A 17,056-nucleotide genomic window follows, 5' to 3' on the forward strand; every position below is an offset into this window, starting at 1 on the left:
CTCAGTTTACGCTATCACGCCTCGGTTTTGCGCCACCTGCGCGTCAGCACTTTCTCCGCCTCGACAATAAGGAACATCACAAAACCAATCAGGAAGGTGATGACCCAGTAGCGGAACGGCAGCGCTTCGGTGCCAAACAGCATCTGCATGAAGGGTGCGTAAATGATAAGAAGCTGTAGCGCCAGCAGTACGCCGCTCACGATCCAAATCCCCTTGTTCGCCAGCAGGCCTTTGCTCAGCGAGAAGCCGTCATTAACGCGGCAGTTGAGCATGTAGAACCACTGCGCGGTCACCAGGGTTTGCAGCAGCACGGTGCGGATAAATTCCGCCGAATAGCCGCGCGGCTGTAGCCAGGCTTCCAGCACGAAGGCGCTGATGGCAATCATCAGACCGACAAACACCACGCGCCAGATGGCATAGCCGTCCATCACATGGAGATTCGCCTTTCGCGGTGGCCGGTTCATGATGTCCTTCTCACCCGCTTCAAACGCCAGGCCAAACGACAGCGTTGCCGACGTCGCCATGTTCATCCACAGGATCAGGACCGGCGTCAGCGGGATCAGGTTCCCCGCCAGCAGCGCAATGATGATCAGCAGAGCCTGCGCGATGTTGCTGGGGATAACGAACAGAATGGTCTTTTTCAGGTTATCGTAAACCCGACGCCCCTCGTGCACCGCGCTGGCAATGGTGGCAAAGTTGTCATCCGTTAACACCATGTCGGCGGCTTCCTTGGTGACTTCCGTCCCCTTAATGCCCATGGCGATACCCACATCCGCCCGCTTGAGGGCTGGGGCATCATTTACGCCATCCCCGGTCATGCCCACGACTTCCTGTTTACTTTGCAGGGCCTGCACAAGGCGGAATTTATCCTCCGGGCTGGTTCGGGCGAAAATATCGTACTGCTGCGCGGCGTCGCTTAGCTGACGATCGTCCATCGCCTCCAGCTCGCGTCCGGTGATAGCGCTTGCAGCGTTACCAATCCCCAACATTTGCCCAATGCTCATTGCCGTTTGCGGGTGGTCGCCGGTGATCATTTTCACGCGGATCCCGGCCTGCAGACAGTCGGCAATGGCGGTAATGGCCTCCGGACGCGGCGGGTCCATCATCCCTGCAATACCCAGCAGGATCACGCCATCCTGCAGGTCCGGGTGATCCAGCTCGCGTTGCCCCTCGCGGGCAGGTTTCCAGGCCGCGGCCACCATGCGCAATCCTTCCCGGGCATACTCTTCAATCTTCCCTTCCCAGTAAGGCTGATCGAACGGCTGCAGTCCGTCAGTCGTCTGCTGGTACTGGCAGAGGCGGAACAGGACGTCCGGCGCGCCGGTGATTAAAATCGCCTCTTCTTCGCCCAGCCGGTACAGGGTGGACATGTATTTATACTGCGAATCAAACGGGATTTTGCTGCGCATTTCGGTATCGAGCGGCGGGAGCGGGATTTTCGCCGCCAGCACCTTCAGCGCGCCCTCGGTTGGGCCTCCGGTGATTTTCCACAGCCCCTGCTCGTCTTTGATCAGCTGGCTATCATTGCAGAGATCAATGGTGCGCAGGTAGCGTTCCAGCAGGGAACCCTGCGTCACGCTGACGGGCGTCGGGTCATCTACGGGGTGAATATTCCCCACCGGTTCGTAGCTGTCGCCCTCCACGCGATAGGTCGTGTCAGCGGTAATTACCGCTTTGACCGTCATTTCATTCATCGTCAGGGTGCCGGTTTTATCCGAGCAGATGACCGTCATCGCACCCAGCGTTTCCACCGTAGGCAGCTTGCGAATGATGGCCTTGCGACGCGCCATGGCCTGTACGCCAAGCGAAAGGATGATGGAAATGATGGCCGGCAGGCCTTCCGGCACGGCGGCAACGGCGAGGCTGATAAGCGACAGCACCAGTTCAGAAACCGGCATATCCCGGAACAGGAGGCTAAAGACAAACAGCGCCACCATCATCACCAGGATAGTGATGAAGATGGTCTTGCCGAGCTTATCCATCTGCACCATCAGCGGCGTGCGGTGTTTTTCAATGTCGGACATCATCTGATTGATGTGGCCCAGCTCGGTCTCGCCCCCGGTTGCCACCACCACGCCTTTACCGCCGCCGGAGCTGACTGTAGTGCCTGAGTAGAGCAGATTATACCGGTCACCTAAAGGCAGTTCCCCGCTTAACGCATCGCTGTTTTTCTCAACAACGGTGGATTCGCCGGTCAGGATGGCCTCCTCCACGCGCAGGTTATGCGCTTCAATCACGCGCAGGTCCGCAGGGATACGATCCCCGGCGCGGATCACCACGATATCTCCCGGGACCAGCGCCGTGGTGGGGATCGTTTCATGATTCCCCTGTCGTACCACCACGGCTTCGCTGGAGAGCATATTGCGAATACTCTGCAATGATTTTTCCGCATTGCTCTCCTGGATATGGCCAATCAGCGCGTTAATGATGGCAACCCCAAGGATCACAAACATGTCTACCCAGTGGCCCATAAAGAGCTTAAGCAACGCGGCTACCAGCAGAACGTAAATCAACACATCGTTAAAATGCGCCAGGAAGCGCAGCCAGGCGGGTTTGCCCTTTTTTTGCGGTAACGCATTCTCACCATGCTGCTGAAGTCGGGCTGAGGCCTCTGTGCCGCTAAGGCCTTCCAGGGTGGAGTGGATATTCGACAGGGTTTCGTCAACGGTTTGTTGATAATATGGACGTTCAGGTTTTCCTGTTTTCATCGTTCCTTCCTCAGGTTCTATTCAGAAATCACCTTACTTCTTCTGTAATTAACGAATAACGAAAACAGGAACATGGGCGTAACGCACAATACTTGCCGCCTCCGATCCTAACAAATGGGTTTGAATATTTGGATTTCGCGAGCCGACAATAATCGCGCCAGCAGCCAGTTCATCCGCCAGCTTAATAACCTCATCACGGACATTCCCGCTGCGAACGTGGAGATGAACACGCTCTTCTGGCAGATTCACTTTTTTGACCAGGTCAGACAGCTTTTCTTTCGAATTATTAATCATATATTCATCCATTTTGCGCGCATCTGAAATAAAACCACGCGTCAGCTCGGCTGAAAATTTGGGCATAACGTGCAGCAAATGAATGTCACCCGAAGCGCTTTGCGCCAGAAACTGTGCATGCTGCAACGCTTTATCCGCCAGGCTTGTCTCGTAGACATCCACCGGAACGAGAATGTTTTTATACATATCGAGCATCCTTTTTATAACCAACACGAGAGTGAATGAAGCAAAAAACGCATTAAATGCAGGGGGTTGCCCTTAATGCCAGCTACGGTAAAAAGAGATGAATAATATTAAACGTAGCACAGGAATATCAGGTTTAGCGCTTCCCCACTGATAATGGCTATTTAACATTTATCTTTTCGCCGACTATGCTCATAGTCAGCGACCGCTTCCGGCTCATGGAGGAATGTATGTATGGTTTAAGCCTGATCCGTCTGGGTATGTTTATTGCGCTTGCCATTATCGCCAGCACGGCGATTGGTTTATTTACCTATATGGTCGTCACTGTTCTGGCAGAATAGTGTCACCCCTGTCCAGGTGATGGAATAAATAAAACAGTTATTTATTAGGGGAATACAGTGAACCGCTACCTCTCTCTTTTACCGTTCGTTTTATTAACGCTCACGGCGTGCGACCCGAAACCGAAGCAAGCCTCCCCCCTTCCCAGAATGGTAAAAGTGGCGGAGGTGACGGTTCCCGGTCACGCCCAGCAGCGCGTTTTTCCCGCCCGCATTGAATCGGGCGATGCCACAGACCTTTCCTTCAAGCGCGCAGGTCAAATTGACGCGCTCGATGTGCGTCAGGGTGCCGTCATCAAACAGGGGCAACAGCTTGCCAGGCTGAACGCCCGTGAAGCCCAGCAGCGGGTTAACGACAGACAAACGGCGGCGACGCTGGCCCAGAGGCAGTTCGACCGCTTCCAGACGCTGGCGGGCCGCCAGGCGATATCGAAAGCGGAAATGGACGTGCAGCGTGCGAACCGCGATTCGGCGAATGCGGCGCTGCAGATTGCCCGGGAAGAGCTGAATCAGATGACGCTCGTCGCCCCCTTCAGCGGGACGGCAGCCAGCGTACATGTACGAAACCATCAGGTGGTATCTGCCGGTCAGCCCATCGTGACGTTAACCCGCACCGACCTGCTGGACGTGGTGTTTAGTATTCCTGAAAACCTGTTTAAGACCTTTGATATCCGCAACGCGCAGTATCGCCCCGTGGTGAGAATTAACGCCATGCCGGATCGGGAATTTACCGCCGTCTACAAAGAGCACTCGGGCAGCAGCGACAGCAATACCCTGACCTGGCAGGTGATACTGACCATGCCGCGGCCAGATGATTTTCCCGCCGTCGGTGGCGTAAGCGGTACGGTGACCATCAATTTAACCAACCTCCCGGCTGGCGCGGGCGCTCAGGCGCTGGTCGTACCGGTTGAGGCCGTCTTTAACCCGGACAACAGCCCGCGCAATGAGCCGCACGTCTGGGTCGTAACGGGCGAAGGCGACGCGCTCCATCTTGAAGACCGCAAGGTCAGCGTGGGGCAAGTAAGCACCGAAGGCGTGGTGATTACCAGCGGGCTTAAGGCGGGCGAACGCGTCGTGGCCGCGGGCGTTGGGGAGCTCCATGCTAACCAGCCGGTGCGAATCTGGACGCGTGAACGGGGACTGTAATGGATATCTCTCGTCAATTTATCAATAACCCTGTTCGCGTCTGGCTAACGATCCTGCTGCTGGGCATCGGGGGGATTTTTGCCCTGTTAAATATCGGCAGGCTGGAAGATCCCGCCTTTACCATCAAAACCGCAGTGGTAGTCACCCACTACCCCGGCGCATCCGCTCAGCAGGTTGAAGAGGAGGTGACGCTTCCGCTGGAGAATGCCCTTCAGCAGCTGCCTTATCTGGACAACGTGAGCTCCATCTCTTCAAACGGTCTGTCGCAAATCACCGTTAACATCGCTTCACGCTATCACTCGAACGAGCTACCGCAGATTTGGGATGAACTGCGCCGCCGCGTGGGCGATGCCTCACGTCAGTTCCCGCCCGGCGTCGTCACGCCCTTTGTAAATGACGATTTCGGCGACGTGTTCGGCTTCTTCTTCGCCATTTCCGGAGATGAATTCACTAATCCTGAACTGGTGAGATATGCGGAGCAGCTGCGCCGCGCGTTGATTCTGGTCCCCGGCGTTGCGAAGGTCGCCATCGGCGGGGCCATTAGCCAACAGGTCAATATCGATGTCTCCCTGACCAAAATGGCCGCGCGCGGCATTACGCTGAACCAGCTTTCGGCCCTGCTCAGCAGACTTAACGTCGTTTCCAGCGCCGGAGAAATCACCTCCGGAACCGAATCCATTCGCCTGCATCCGACCGGTGAGTTCGAGAATCTTGATGAACTGGCGGATATCATCATCACGCCTTCCGGCACCGGGGCGGCGACGCGCCTGCGGGATATCGCCACGCTGTCGCGCGGGCTGAACGAATCGCCGGCCAGTATGTACCATGCCAACGGCAAAAAAGCCGTCACTATGGGCGTCTCTTTTATTCCCGGCGTGAACGTGATCGATGTGGGCCACGCGCTGGAGGCGAAGCTCAACCAGATGTCGGCGGAAAAACCGGCAGGCATACAGATAGACCTGTTTTACGATCAGGCAGCCGAAGTGGGCCACTCTGTTAACGGTTTTATTATTAACTTCCTGATGGCGCTGGCGATTGTCATCGGCGTGCTGCTGATCTTTATGGGCGTGCGCAGCGGGATCATTATCGCGTTCTCCCTCGCGCTCAACGTGCTGGGCACGCTGCTGATTATGTATCTGTGGGGCATTGAGCTGCAGCGCATCTCGCTCGGGGCGCTGATTATCGCCCTCAGCATGCTGGTCGATAACGCCATCGTGATTGTCGAAGGGGTGTTGATTGCCCGACAGCAGGGCTCCCCGCTGCTGACCGCCGTGAACTACATCATCCGCCGCTCCGCCCTGCCGCTGCTGGGGGCGACGGTGATTGCCATCCTGGCGTTTGCTCCGATCGGGCTGTCGCAGGATTCCACCGGGGAATACTGTAAATCCCTTTTCCAGGTGCTGCTGATTTCCCTGATGCTGAGCTGGTTCTCGGCACTCACCCTCACCCCGGTGCTGATTAAGTGGTGGTTGTTTAAAAACGACAGCGCGCCCGATAAAACCGACGAGTCAGACCCTTATGACAAACGTCTCTACCGCCTTTACCAGAGCCTGCTTAACACGCTGCTGCACCATAAGGCACCGACGCTCATTGTGATGGCTGCGCTGCTGGCAGCGTCTGTCTGGGGCTTCGGCGCCGTGCGGCAAAATTTTTTCCCGTCGTCTAATACGCCGATTTTCTTTGTCGACCTGTGGTTACCCTACGGTACCGATATTAAATGGACCGAGAAAATGACCGGCGATATTGAAAAAACGATCAATGGCCAGCCAGGCGTGGAGACCACCGTCTCAACCATTGGTCAGGGAAGTATGCGCTTTATTCTGACCTACAGCGGACAGCGGCAGTACGGCAACTATGCGCAGATCATGGTTAGAATGGATGACCAGCGCAACATCTCTGCCCTGACGCGCCACGTGGACGAGTACATCGCGCGAAACTATCCCCAGGTAAACGCCAGCACCAAACGCGTGATGTTTGGCCCCTCCGGCGACAGCGCCATTGAGGTGCGCATTAAAGGCCCGGACCCTGACAGGCTGCGTCTGATAGCCAGCCAGGTGGACGACATTCTCACCCGCGATCCTGCCACGGGCGGCGTCAGGAACGACTGGCAAAACCGCAGCAAGGTGATCCGCCCACAGTACGTTGCCGCACTGGGCCGCGAGCTTGGCGTAGATAAGCAGGACGTTGATAACGCGCTGGAGATGAATTTCTCCGGCAGCCGGGCGGGGCTGTATCGGGAAGGCAGTGACCTGCTGCCCGTGGTGGTGCGCCCGCCTGAGAGCGAAAGGCTGGACGCCAATCACCTGAACAACGTGCTGGTGTGGAGCCAGACGCGGCAGCAGTATATCCCGCTGAGCAACGTCGTCAGCCGCTTCACGCTGGAGTGGGAAGATCCGCTGATCCTTCGACGCGACCGCTCGCGGGTGCTGACGGTGCAGACCGATCCCGATCCGCTGAGCCAGCAAACCTCCGGGGACATTCTCGCCCGCGTGAAGCCGCAGATTGATGCCCTTAGCCTGCCACACGGCTACAGCATCGAGTGGGGGGGCGACGCGGAAAACTCCAGCGAAGCGCAGCAGGGGCTTTTCACAACGCTACCTCTCGGGTATCTGGTGATGTTTGTCATTACGGTTCTGATGTTCAGCTCGGTAAAAAATGCGGTCGCCATCTGGCTGACCGTGCCGCTGGCGCTGATTGGCGTGACGCCGGGATTTTTACTTACCGGCATTCCCTTTGGCTTTATGGCGCTGATTGGTCTGCTGAGCCTGAGCGGCATGCTCATCCGCAACGGCATCGTGCTGGTGGAAGAGATCGAACAGCAGAAAACGCAAAAGGATCAGCACGGCGCGATCGTGTACGCCGCCACCTCGCGCCTGCGCCCCATCCTGCTCACCGCGTTTACGACCGTACTTGGCCTGGCTCCGCTGCTGCTGGACGTTTTCTTCCAGAGCATGGCCGTTGTGATTATGTTTGGACTGGGGTTTGCTACAATCCTGACGCTGCTGGTACTCCCCGTTATCTATGCGTGTTTCCATCGTAAGGACGAAGCCAAACAACAATGAATGCGACAGGGCTGAACATTATCAAGACGCTGGGCTGTATGACGGCGGTGACCTTCTTTACCATCTATAACACCTGGGATCATTATGATTACGACTATCACTGGATCCTGGGGTTTTTAACCTTTATATCGACGATTGCCACGCCGCTGTTTTTTGTCGTTGCGGGCTATCTCGACGGACAATCCCGGCACGGCACCCGCTGGCAGCTGGGTAAAATTAAAAGTCTGGTGATTGTTTTTCTGTTCTGGATAACGATCTACTACCTGTGGGAGCCCTATCAGCGCGGGTATTTAATCCAGCCCTGGTTCGTTTTTGCGTTTGTGGTGATTTACACCTTCCACCCGGCGGTGGAGTGGCTCAGCCAGCGGCGAGCGCTGTTCTGCGGCGCGATTGCCGCCCTGCTGCTCTTTTCCTATGGATACGATCTGCTATCGGCGCTTTATCCTGAAGCGCACGCCCTTTCACTTTCACCGCAGTATCGGCTGTGGACGTGGCTGCTGTTTTATCTGACGGGGCAACTCTTCTGCGACCCGAAAGTCGCCGAGTGGATTAGCCGCAAAAATGTGGTCCGGGCAGCGGTTGTCGCTATCCCGTTTATCTACCTTTTCACCTGGTTTTACGAGCGCCACTTCTTCTTCGCGCTGTTCAAGGCCGACAGAAACGCCTTTATTCTCACCGGCTCGCAGATCTACATCCTGATTATTGCCCTGGTGATTGCGGCGAACGGCGTGCGCTTTCGCCGCAATGCTGAATTTAAGGAGTCCATACTGGCCGCCATCAGCAAAACGATGACCGGCGTGTACATTGTGCACTACTCGGTGTTTCATCTGCTGACGGCGCTGATACCGGTCACCTCTCTCGGTATGAAGCTGGCGCTGATTGTGCTCACTTTCATTACCTCTGTTCTGTTCTCCATGCTGGTATTGTCTAACGCCGTGGCAAAAAAGGTGATCACCCTTTAAAAGCCTAAGCGCAGCCAGGCAAAGAGCACGTTGCCGTTGTTATACGTCCCGGGAATATAGGTGAACTGGACGGTAACGCGCTTATACCCGGCCGAAAACAGTGGGAAGATGAACGGTAGCGGGACATAGTTTGCAAAATCATCTCGCGCCGTGATGCCCGCTGCGGCGCCGAGCCCAAGACGGAAATCTTTGGCATTATCCAGATACCAGCCCTTCTCCCAGCCATAGCCCATCGCGGGCTGCCATTCGTTGTGCGAGTCCTTGAACATCATCGCAAACAGCGCGCTCCAGTTCCCCTCTTCGTTATAACGGGAAACGCCCAGCCCGCCGCCCCACGGCATTTCATTGTAATTGTCCGTTTTTTCTTTGTCGTACATAAAGCGAGCGTGCCAGCTCAGGAACGGCAGGTACAGGTCGTAACGCTGAGGCTCTTCCCAGGTCAGGGAAATATCATCGGTCAGCGCATTCCACCAGCCGCTGATGCGTTGCTCACCGTAGACGTTGGGCTCCGCGTTAAGCGGTGCGACGAATAAAAACAGGACCATCCAGAATGCCGAAAAGGTGCGTTGCATCGTTATTCCCTCAGATTAACTCACGCAGCAGTAACTATAACTGTAATCCATTCAGCACTAACCGGAGCCAAGCAGACTGATTTATCTCGAGGCAGGGAAAGATGAAATTTATTTATTCAGCGCCTTCCGGAAAGATAAAAACGTTTTCTCAGGCGTTTTGTCGCGGTAGTCTCATAGGTTCCGTTTATATGACGGCTGCTTTGTGAGTGACCTTTTCTTATACCAATAATTAAAAATCAGTACGGACAGGACAACTATGGACTCCACCCTCATCTCCGATCGTCCCAACGAGGAGACACCTTCGCTCAATCGTGCCCGCCGCGCGGCCTTAGGCAGCTTCGCGGGTGCCGTCGTCGACTGGTATGATTTTCTGCTTTATGGCATCACTGCCGCCCTGGTGTTTAACCGCGAGTTTTTTCCTCAGGTCAGCCCTGCGATGGGTACGCTCGCCGCATTTGCCACCTTCGGCGTCGGCTTTCTGTTTCGCCCGCTGGGCGGGGTGATCTTCGGCCACTTCGGCGACCGTCTTGGCCGCAAGCGCATGCTGATGCTCACCGTCTGGATGATGGGGATCGCCACCGCGCTTATCGGTATTCTCCCCTCGTTTGCCTCTATCGGCTGGTGGGCGCCGGTACTGCTGGTCACCCTGCGCGCCATCCAGGGCTTCGCCGTCGGCGGCGAATGGGGCGGCGCGGCGCTGCTGTCCGTTGAGAGCGCGCCGAAGCACAGGAAAGCGTTTTACAGCAGCGGCGTACAGGTCGGGTACGGCGTAGGCCTGCTGCTTTCCACCGGGCTGGTATCGCTAATCAGCCAGCTCACCACCGACGAGCAGTTCCTGAGCTGGGGCTGGCGAATTCCGTTCATCTTCAGCATCGTGCTGGTCATCGCCGCGCTGTGGATCCGTAACGGGATGGAGGAGTCGGCTGAGTTTGAAAAACAACAGCTGGAAAAACCGCTCGCCAAAAAGCGTCTGCCTGTGATGGAAGCGCTGGTTCAGCACCCTGGCGCTTTTCTGAAAATTATCGCCCTGCGCCTGTGCGAGCTGCTGACGATGTATATCGTCACCGCGTTTGCCCTGAACTACTCGACGCAGAACCTCGGTCTTCCCCGCGAACTGTTCCTCAATATTGGCCTGCTGGTCGGCGGGATCAGCTGCCTGACAATCCCCTGCTTCGCATGGCTGGCGGACCGGTTTGGCCGCCGCCGCGTTTACATCACCGGGGCGCTGATTGGAACCCTCAGCGCCTGGCCATTCTTTATGGCGCTGGAGGCGCAGTCGATCTTCTGGATTGTCTTCTTCGCCATCATGCTCGCCAACATCGCTCACGATATGGTGGTGTGCGTGCAGCAGCCGATGTTCACCGAGCTGTTTGGCGCAAGCTACCGCTACAGCGGCGCGGGCGTGGGCTACCAGGTGGCAAGCGTGGTCGGCGGCGGATTTACGCCGTTTATTGCCGCCGCGCTGGTGACCTTCTCCGGCGGCAACTGGCACAGCGTGGCGATTTATCTGCTGGCCGGCTGCCTGCTGTCGGCGGCGACGGCGCTTCTGATGAAAGAGACGAGCCACGGCTGATCTCCCTTTTGTTTCACGGGCGTGTGACATACTATCGGGTAGAGTCGCACACCTGTGGAACAAGGAGACAGAGATGAATAATAAGGGCTCCAGCCTGACCCCGGCTCAGGCGCTGGAAAAACTCGACGCGCTGTACGAACAGTCCGTCAACGCGCTGCGCGGCGCCATCAGCGAATATATCGAAACGGGGAAACTTCCCGACCAAAAGGCCAGAACCGAGGGCCTTTTTGTTTATCCATCGCTCTCTGTGACCTGGGACGGCAGCGCCAGCAGCAATCCCAAAACCCGCGCCTACGCGCGCTTTACCCACTCCGGCTGCTACAGCACCACCGTCACCCGCCCTGCGCTGTTCCGCCCGTATCTTGAAGAACAGCTCACGCTGCTGTACCAGGATTACGGCGCGCACATTGCCGTTGAGCCCTCGCAGCATGAGATCCCGTATCCCTACGTGATTGACGGTTCGGCGTTAACGCTTGACCGCTCCATGAGCGCGGGGCTGACCCGCCACTTCCCGACGACGGAACTTTCACAGATTGGCGATGAAACGGCCGACGGGATTTATCACCCGGCAGAATTTTCTCCCCTGTCGCATTTTGATGCCCGCCGGGTCGATTTCTCCCTGGCGCGCCTGCGCCACTACACCGGTACGCCAGTCGAACATTTCCAGCCGTTCGTGCTCTTTACCAACTACACCCGCTACGTTGACGAATTTGTCCGCTGGGGCTGCAGCCAGATCCTCGACCCGGAGAGCCCGTATATCGCGCTGTCCTGCGCGGGCGGGATCTGGATCACCGCTGAAACCGAAGCGCCCGAGCAGGCGATCTCCGACCTGGCGTGGAAAAAGCACCAGATGCCCGCCTGGCACCTGATCACCGGCGACGGTCAGGGCATCACGCTGATTAACATCGGCGTTGGCCCGTCAAATGCCAAGACCATCTGCGACCATCTGGCGGTACTGCGCCCGGACGTGTGGCTGATGATTGGCCACTGCGGCGGCCTGCGCGAAAGCCAGCTGATTGGCGACTACGTGCTGGCCCACGCCTATCTGCGCGATGACCACGTGCTTGATGCGGTCCTGCCGCCGGACATCCCAATCCCGAGCATCGCCGAAGTACAGCGCGCGCTGTACGACGCCACCAAAGAGGTCAGCGGCATGCCGGGCGAAGAGGTTAAGCAGCGCCTGCGCACCGGCACGGTCGTCACAACGGATGACCGCAACTGGGAGCTGCGCTACTCCGCCTCCGCGCTGCGGTTCAACCTGAGCCGCGCGGTGGCGATCGATATGGAGAGCGCCACCATTGCCGCCCAGGGGTATCGCTTCCGCGTCCCTTACGGCACGCTGCTGTGCGTCTCCGATAAGCCGCTGCACGGTGAAATTAAGCTGCCGGGCCAGGCCAACCGTTTCTACGAAGGGGCTATCTCTGAGCATCTGCAGATCGGTATTCGTGCGATTGATTTGCTGCGGGCAGAAGGTGACAAGCTCCATTCCCGCAAGCTGCGCACCTTCAACGAGCCGCCGTTCCGCTAATAACAAGGAAAAACCATGCACACCACATCACCGCTCTCTGCCCTACGCCACTGGCTTGAGGCCAGCCATCTCGACGGGATGATCGTCCCGCGCGCGGATGCCTGGCAGAGCGAATACTGCGCGCCCTACGACGAAAAGCTGGCCTGGCTGACGGGCTTTGACGGTTCGGCCGGCGTGGCGCTGGTGCTGAAAAACAAGGCGCTGCTGTTCGTCGACGGTCGCTATCAGGTTCAGGCCCGCGTTCAGGTCAATACGGATGAGGTTGAGATCCACCACCTGCACAACGAGCCGCTGGCAGAATGGCTTGCAGAAAACGTTGAGGCAGGAACGCGCATCGGTTTTGACGCGCTGCTGATGACAAATTCAGAATTTGAGCAGCTGTCTGCCACGCCGTGCGAGCTGGTCCCTCTGAAGGCCTCGCCTTTTGACACCTTGTGGACCGATCGTCCTGCCGCGCCGGCGGGGCTTATCCGTGAGATGCCGGTTGAACACAGCGGCGAACGCAGCGCGGACAAACGTCAGCGCGTTGCCGCCGTGCTGGCCGCAAACAACGCTGATTATCTCGCCGTCACCCTGCCGGATAACATCGCCTGGCTGCTGAACGTCCGTGGTGCGGATATCCCTTACAGCCCGGTACCGCTCTCCTTTGCCCTTCTTGGTCGTGACGGTCACGTTGAGTGGTTTGTTAACGACAATAAGCTCAGCGCCCTGCCTGACGGTGTGCGCAATGCGTTCACCGTTGCGCCGCAGGATACCTTTATTGAACGCTGCCAGCAGATTGCTGAAGGCAAACGGGTGATGATTGATGCCGATTCCGCGCCGGTTGCCCTGCGCTTCGCCATTGAGCCACGGGGAGAAATTGTCTGGCGGACCGATCCCATCATCCTGATGAAAGCGACTAAAAACCCGGTCGAGCTGGCAGGCTATCGCGAGTGCCATCACCAGGACGGGGCCGCCTGGGTCAACTTCCTCGCCTGGCTGAGCCGCGAAGTGCCGCGGCGCGAGGCGGCAGGACAACCGCTCACCGAGCTGGACGCTCAGGCGCAGCAGCTTGCGTTCCGTCAACAGCAGCCGGGGTTTATTGAGCAGAGTTTTGAAACCATCTCCGCCTCTTCGAGCAATGCGGCGATGTGCCACTATCATTCGAGCGAGGCCAGCAATAAGCCTATCGGCCATGACCATTTTTATCTGAACGATTCCGGCGGCCAGTATGTTAACGGCACCACCGACGCCACCCGCACGCTGGCGTGGGGGAAAGTCGATCCGCAGCAGCGCCTGCACTACACTGCCGTGCTGAGAGGCTTCCTGTCGCTCATTACCCTGCAGTTCCCTTCCGGGACTCAGGGGCATCAGCTGGATGCGTTTGCGCGTCGCCCGCTGTGGGAGATGGGGCTGGATTACGATCACGGCACGGGACACGGCGTGGGGCACCAGCTGCTGATCCACGAGAACCCGCATCGCATCGCCAAAAAGGTCAATCCGTGGCCGCTGGTGGCGGGCAATATCATGACTATCGAGCCGGGCTACTATCTGGGCGACAGCCACGGTATTCGTATTGAAAACCAGGTTGAGATTGTGGAAAGCCGTCCGGGGTTCTGCAAATTTGCCTCGCTGACGCTGATCCCGATCGACTTAAGTCAGGTTGAGCTGCATCTGTTGAGCGATCAGGAAAAGCAGTGGCTGGATGCGTATCACCGGCAGGTACGCGAGGTGCTTTCACCTCTGGTGAATAGCGATGCGCGTCCGTGGCTGGTTGAGGCGACGGCGCCGATTGGTGTGAACGGATAGTGCGGCTTTTGCCGGGTGGCGGCTTCGCCTTACCCGGCCTACGATTCGAGGTTTTTGTAGGTCGGGTAAGGCGAAGCCGCCACCCGACAATTTTTCCAGATGCAGAAAAGCAAAAAGCCTGCTTTAAAAGCAGGCTTTTTAAATTTGGCTCCTCTGACTGGACTCGAACCAGTGACATACGGATTAACAGTCCGCCGTTCTACCGACTGAACTACAGAGGAATCGTGTGAACGGGGCGCATATTATCGATGCTCCCCCATGATGTCAAAGGCAGAATGCATATTTCCGATCGTTTGCCGAATTATTCTCCACTTCGCGCAATTGTCAGGCATTCTTTCGCGGATATTTCCACAGCCAGCGCCCGCTGACCATCCGCCAGTAGAACAGCGCGCCCCGCACGGCCCAGTCGAGGAACATCCCCAGCCAGACGCCGACCACACCCCATCCGAGCATCACCCCGAGCGTATACCCCGCGACAACGCGACATCCCCACATGCCGAGCATCGATACCCACATCGCAAAACGGGCATCGCGCGCCCCTTTCAGCCCGGCGGGCAATACCCATGAGGCCGCCCAGATAGGCATGAAGGCCGCGTTGAGCCAGATGAGGATCTTAACGACCTCTTTAACGTCGTCTTCGTGGGTATAGAACGAGGCCATCAGCCCGGCAAACGGCGCGGTTCCCCAGGCGATCAGCGTCAGCCCAATGGTCGACAGCCAGAACACGTGCCGCAGCTGCCGCTCCGCCTGGCCTATCTGCCCTTTCCCGAGCCGTTTACCCGTGATGATGGTCGATGCCGAACCCAGCGCGTTACCCGGCAGGTTAATCAGCGAGGCAATAGAGAAGGCGATAAAGTTACCGGCGATAACGTCGGTCCCCATCCCGGCGACAAACATCTGCGTGAGCAGCTTCCCGCCGTTGAACAACACCGATTCTATGCTCGCGGGGATGCCGATCCCCATCACTTCCCAGATAATGGCGAAATTAAAGGGGCGGAAATAGCTTTTTATCGTCAGACGCAGCGAGGGGGTAATTCCCGCCATCAGTACCCCGATGATGGCTGCCGCGCCGATATAGCGTGAAATGGTTAACCCCAGTCCGGCACCGACGAACCCCAGCCCCTCCCACGAGAACACGCCGTAAATCAGCACGCTGCTGATAATGATATTCAGGATATTCATCCCGCCGTTGATCAGCAGCGGAATTTTGGTGTTGCCCGCCCCGCGCAGCGCACCGCTGCCAATCAGCGCAATGGCCGCCGCCGGATAGCTTAAAACAGTCATTTCCAGGTAGGTCAGCGCCAGGTCTTTAACCTCGTTCGTGGCCTCCCCGGCGACAAAGTCGATAATCTCTTTACCGAAATAGTGGATCACCGCCGCCAGAACGATCGAAAAAATGGTCATGATCATTAGCGACTGGCGGGCCGCCTCGCGTGCGCGTTTTGGATCAAGCTTGCCGAGGCTAAAGGCCACCACCACCGTCGTCCCGAGATCTATGGCGGCAAAGAACGAGATCACCACCATGTTAAAGCTGTCCGCCAGCCCAACCCCAGCCATCGCCTCTTTTCCCAGCCAGCTCACCAGGAAGGTGCTCAAAACCCCCATCAGCAGAACGCAGGTATTTTCCAGGAAGATAGGCACGGCAAGAGGGGTGATTTCACGCCAGAACAGGACACGATAGCTTTTACGTTTTGCATACCACGGCGTGCGCGTTATCGCCTGGCGTAAGGAGGCAGTGACGTTCAAAATGGACCTTAGCGAGAAAAGTTGAAACTCCATTTCAAATGATGGGGGACAAATGCTAATCCTGCAAAGTATTTTCCAGAAAAAGATGTGTGGATTTACAACAAACTGACGACAGAATCAGCAATCGGTCGATTTTCCCTAAGATCAGGTTTGACAAAACTTTTTTCGCCGCTAAGATAAGCCTCCACAACGATTCCTCTGTAGTTCAGTCGGTAGAACGGCGGACTGTTAATCCGTATGTCACTGGTTCGAGTCCAGTCAGAGGAGCCAAATTTAAAAAGCCTGCTTTTAAAGCAGGCTTTTTGCTTTGCGGATGAGGGAAAATGAACGCTCTGTTTGTCTACGGCACGTTGCGCCCGGGCCACTCTAATGCGCATATTCTTGAAAACATCGGCGGCGAATGGCTGGCCGGTTCCGTATCCGGCACGTTTTACGAACGCGGCTGGGGCGCCGCGGCGGACTTCCCGGGAATTGTGCTCCACCCTGACGGACCCCGCGTCGAAGGCTATCTGTTTATCTCGGATAACCTTGCCGCACACTGGCAAATGCTGGATGAATTTGAAGACGGCTACGATCGGGTTGAGGTCATGGTAACCACCCTTGAAGGCAAGCAGGTTAAGGCCTGGATTTATCAGCTACAGCCGCGTTCTGAATCATAAAAAAAGGCTCTCTGTCACCAGAGAGCCTTTTTCACTATTCGCTGCGATTACTCGCTTTTTGCTTCGCCGTTTTTGATTTCGCCCATCACTTTCAGCTTTTTAGAGATGTCGCGACGCTCTTTGGACAGCTCAGCATTTTTGATGATGTAGTCATCAACGCGGTCTTCATAGTCGCTCTTCATGCTGGCGATGATGCCCTGAATAGCTTCAACGCTCATACCTGGCTTGATGTAGTCGCTTAGGTTGTCGAGCAGCAGAACACGTTTCTGGTTGTCACGGATCTTCTTCTCAACGTCCTGGATTTCACGCTGCAGCTTGTTTTTGCGGCGGAACAGGCGGACGAATTCCAGAACATCCTGGAACGAAGGCTTGGTAGTTTCCATTTTTACACCCCTGATAATGTGAGATTCGGATTCGTTAAAGCAACCGTTGTAACAATAACCTTACTGACAGCGGCTGCGAATGACAATGAGTATATCGTTTAAAGCTATCATAAC

Annotated in this window: 12 protein-coding genes and 2 tRNA genes; 8 read left to right on the top strand and 6 right to left on the bottom strand. The window is 56.8% G+C overall.

The window, feature by feature from the left end; translation table 11 throughout:
• Window positions 1–14 precede the first annotated feature (14 nt).
• Together P346_RS14360 and P346_RS14355 are read right to left on the bottom strand one after the other, a co-directional pair.
• Window positions 15–2,708 carry a cation-transporting P-type ATPase gene (locus P346_RS14360; RefSeq protein WP_032658733.1) on the bottom strand — a complete coding sequence of 898 codons (2,694 nt, stop codon included), beginning with the start codon at window positions 2,706–2,708 and terminating at the stop codon, window positions 15–17.
• Between the two features lie 48 nt (window positions 2,709–2,756).
• Window positions 2,757–3,188 (bottom strand): universal stress protein, encoded by a 432-nt coding sequence (locus tag P346_RS14355; RefSeq protein ID WP_032658736.1) that lies wholly within the window; start codon window positions 3,186–3,188, stop codon window positions 2,757–2,759.
• 395 nt (window positions 3,189–3,583) lie between these two features.
• Here P346_RS14355 and P346_RS14350 point away from each other — a divergent pair, with 395 nt between their 5' ends.
• From P346_RS14350 to P346_RS14340, 3 genes are read left to right on the top strand one after another with little or no spacing between them, the layout of a single operon-like run.
• Window positions 3,584–4,669, top strand: coding sequence for an efflux RND transporter periplasmic adaptor subunit (locus tag P346_RS14350; RefSeq protein ID WP_050597622.1), 1,086 nt, complete (start codon window positions 3,584–3,586; stop codon window positions 4,667–4,669).
• Complete coding sequence (locus P346_RS14345) at window positions 4,669–7,731, top strand: efflux RND transporter permease subunit (protein WP_032658741.1); 3,063 nt, start codon at window positions 4,669–4,671, stop codon at window positions 7,729–7,731. Before P346_RS14350 ends, P346_RS14345 begins: the two co-directional genes overlap by 1 nt.
• The gene (locus P346_RS14340) at window positions 7,728–8,693 is read left to right on the top strand and encodes an acyltransferase (RefSeq protein ID WP_032658744.1); all 966 of its coding nucleotides are present in this window, start codon (window positions 7,728–7,730) and stop codon (window positions 8,691–8,693) included. The genes P346_RS14345 and P346_RS14340 overlap by 4 nt, the downstream gene beginning before the upstream one ends.
• On the opposite strand, the gene pagP is transcribed toward P346_RS14340, so the two are convergent.
• Complete coding sequence (pagP, locus tag P346_RS14335) at window positions 8,690–9,265, bottom strand: lipid IV(A) palmitoyltransferase PagP (RefSeq protein ID WP_032658748.1); 576 nt, start codon at window positions 9,263–9,265, stop codon at window positions 8,690–8,692. The genes P346_RS14340 and pagP overlap by 4 nt on opposite strands.
• 256 nt (window positions 9,266–9,521) lie before the next feature.
• Between pagP and shiA the strand changes: the two genes are divergently transcribed.
• The 3 genes from shiA to P346_RS14320 all read left to right on the top strand — a co-directional run bounded on the left by shiA (window position 9,522) and on the right by P346_RS14320 (window position 14,154).
• Complete coding sequence (shiA, locus tag P346_RS14330; protein ID WP_032658750.1) at window positions 9,522–10,838, top strand: shikimate transporter; 1,317 nt, start codon at window positions 9,522–9,524, stop codon at window positions 10,836–10,838.
• Between the two features lie 73 nt (window positions 10,839–10,911).
• Entirely contained in the window at window positions 10,912–12,366 is a 1,455-nt protein-coding gene (locus P346_RS14325) for an AMP nucleosidase (protein ID WP_032658751.1), read from the top strand.
• 15 nt (window positions 12,367–12,381) lie between these two features.
• Window positions 12,382–14,154 carry an aminopeptidase P family protein gene (locus P346_RS14320; protein WP_032658754.1) on the top strand — a complete coding sequence of 591 codons (1,773 nt, stop codon included), beginning with the start codon at window positions 12,382–12,384 and terminating at the stop codon, window positions 14,152–14,154.
• A gap of 145 nt (window positions 14,155–14,299) precedes the next feature.
• Here P346_RS14320 and P346_RS14315 read toward each other — a convergent pair.
• Both P346_RS14315 and emmdR read right to left on the bottom strand, forming a co-directional pair.
• Window positions 14,300–14,375, bottom strand: a tRNA-Asn gene (locus tag P346_RS14315).
• A 103-nt stretch (window positions 14,376–14,478) separates the two neighbouring features.
• Window positions 14,479–15,933: a multidrug efflux MATE transporter EmmdR gene (gene emmdR, locus P346_RS14310; protein ID WP_152537852.1), complete on the bottom strand. Its 1,455-nt coding sequence runs from the start codon at window positions 15,931–15,933 to the stop codon at window positions 14,479–14,481.
• 161 nt (window positions 15,934–16,094) lie between these two features.
• Between emmdR and P346_RS14305 the strand changes: the two genes are divergently transcribed.
• A tRNA-Asn gene (locus tag P346_RS14305) sits at window positions 16,095–16,170 on the top strand.
• A 53-nt stretch (window positions 16,171–16,223) separates the two neighbouring features.
• Window positions 16,224–16,559, top strand: a complete 336-nt coding sequence (locus P346_RS14300) for a gamma-glutamylcyclotransferase family protein (protein WP_032658757.1) — start codon at window positions 16,224–16,226, stop codon at window positions 16,557–16,559.
• A gap of 47 nt (window positions 16,560–16,606) precedes the next feature.
• Here the strand turns inward: P346_RS14300 and P346_RS14295 are convergent, their stop codons facing one another.
• Entirely contained in the window at window positions 16,607–16,942 is a 336-nt protein-coding gene (locus tag P346_RS14295; protein WP_008499467.1) for a DUF496 family protein, read from the bottom strand.
• Between the last annotated feature and the right edge of the window lie 114 nt (window positions 16,943–17,056).

The organism is Enterobacter sp. DC1, from assembly GCF_000568075.1.
Taxonomy (GTDB): domain Bacteria; phylum Pseudomonadota; class Gammaproteobacteria; order Enterobacterales; family Enterobacteriaceae; genus Enterobacter; species Enterobacter asburiae.